This is a genomic window from Aeromonas sp. EERV15 (assembly GCF_900079845.1).
Lineage (GTDB): Bacteria > Pseudomonadota > Gammaproteobacteria > Enterobacterales > Aeromonadaceae > Aeromonas > Aeromonas sobria.
The window spans coordinates 1-431 of sequence record NZ_FKKY02000186.1 but is presented as its reverse complement, the minus strand read 5'-3'; the positions used below and the strand labels follow the sequence as shown (position 1 = coordinate 431).

Here is a 431-nt window from a genome sequence, read left to right as displayed (position 1 = left end):
GGACGTCAACGTACCGCCGCCGCCGGCCCCGGCGCAACGCGACACCTGCGCTGCGCCGGCGCGCCAGCGCCCGCTCAGATCGCGGCCGCGGCGCGCGGCCTGGCCAGCACGTCCCAGGCGGCCATGGCGCAGTCGACGATCGCCTGGAGCGCCTCGCGCGAGGCGCCGTCGCGGGCCTGGAGGGAGAGGCCGCTCAGCACCGTCGTGTAGAACGCGGCGAGCGCCGCCGTGTCGGTGCCCGCCGGCACGTCGCCCTCGGCGACGCCGCGCTCCAGCCGGCGCTGGAGCTCGTCTTGCGCGCTCCGCCGGACCTCGGCGAGGTGGCAGCGCACGCCCTCGCTCTCCGGCGTGCCGAGCGTCGCGGCGAGCACGATCATGCAGCCGCTCGGCTTGCCCGGGCTCACGTACGCCTCCGCGTTGCCCCGCAGCAT

The 431-nt window shown here is 77.7% G+C and carries 1 pseudogene; it reads right to left on the bottom strand.

What is annotated here, in order from left to right:
* Window positions 1-74: 74 nt before the first annotated feature.
* Window positions 75-431, bottom strand: a pseudogene (locus BN4575_RS23055) (hypothetical protein); the annotation flags it as partial.